General features: G+C 58.8%; 1 protein-coding gene. It reads left to right on the top strand.

What is annotated here, in order from left to right; all coding sequences use genetic code 11:
• The first annotated feature begins 50 nt into the window (after positions 1 to 50).
• The gene (locus K290_RS0133380) at positions 51 to 1,250 is read left to right on the top strand and encodes an IS256 family transposase (protein ID WP_028755414.1); all 1,200 of its coding nucleotides are present in this window, start codon (positions 51 to 53) and stop codon (positions 1,248 to 1,250) included.
• Positions 1,251 to 1,317: the final 67 nt, after the last annotated feature.

A 1,317-nucleotide genomic window follows, 5' to 3' on the forward strand; every position in this document is an offset into this window, starting at 1 on the left:
TTTCCGGTAGGGTTGGGTTGTTCAAGCACAACCTGATGGAAAGACCACCGATGACCAATGACATGATGGACCTCCGCTCGCTTGTTGAGAAGAGCGCTGATGCGGATTTGCTGCGCGAGATGATTGGCTTTGCCGCCGAGAAGTTGATGGAGCTAGAGGTTGGCACGAAGACCGGTGCGGCCTACGGCGAGAAGAATGACTTTCGACTTGCTCAGCGTAACGGCTATCGCGACCGCGACTGGGAGACCCGAGCTGGCACCGTCGAACTTCGGATTCCAAAGCTGCGCACCGGCAGCTATTTCCCGAGCTTTCTGGAGCCGCGCCGCATGGCCGAGAAGGCTCTGACCGCCGTGATCCAGGAGGCTTACATCCAGGGCGTCTCGACCCGCTCGGTGGACGATCTGGTCAAGGCGATGGGCATGAGTGGCATCTCCAAGAGCCAGGTCTCGCGGCTTTGTGAGGAGATCGATGATAAGGTCAAAGCCTTCCTTGAACGTCCGATCGAAGGCGACTGGCCCTATCTTTGGATCGATGCGACCTACCTCAAAGTCCGGCGTGGCGGACGCATCGTCTCCGTCGCTGTCATCATCGCCGTCGGTGTCAACACCGATGGTCGTCGCGAGGTACTCGGTATGGAAATCGGCACCTCTGAGGCCGAGCCAATCTGGACGGAGTTCCTGCGCAAACTCACCCGGCGCGGTCTGCGCGGCGTCAAGCTCGCCGTCTCCGATGCGCATGAAGGCATCAAGGCGGCCGTCTCCAAAGTCCTTTCCGCCACTTGGCAAAGATGTCGAGTTCACTTCATGCGCAATGCCCTGGCTCATGCCGGCAAGAGTGGCCGACGCGTGGTCTCAGCCTTCATTGCAACGGCCTTTGCCCAAGACACCCCGGAAGCCGCCAGCCAACAGTGGCGCAATGTCGCCGATCAGATCAGGCCGAAAGTGCCGAAACTTGCTGGTCTCATGGACAACGCCGAGGAAGATGTCCTCGCCTACATGACCTTTCCCAAGCAGCACTGGACCAAGCTTCACAGCACGAACCCGATTGAGCGATTGAATGGAGAAATCAAGCGAAGGACCGAGGTCGTCGGCATCTTTCCAAACGACGATGCCATCGTCAGGCTCGTCGGCGCTTTGCTTCTGGAGCAAAATGATGAGTGGGCTGTTCAGCGCTCGCGGTACATGACACTGGAAACCATCGCGACAATGAGCGATGATCCGCTCATCAACTTGCCTGCTGCGGCAAGCTGACCCGTTCCCGGCCCTGTCCGGAAAGCTCGACGATCGACCGAGCTACACCACTCCCTGGGACATCATC

This window comes from Rhizobium leucaenae USDA 9039, assembly GCF_000426285.1.
GTDB lineage: Bacteria > Pseudomonadota > Alphaproteobacteria > Rhizobiales > Rhizobiaceae > Rhizobium > Rhizobium leucaenae.

What these genes read in the sequence shown, in the direction of transcription:
- K290_RS0133380 (WP_028755414.1), top strand. Translation starts at nt 51, where the DNA reads ATGACCAATGACATGATGGACCTCCGCTCGCTTGTTGAGAAGAGCGCT.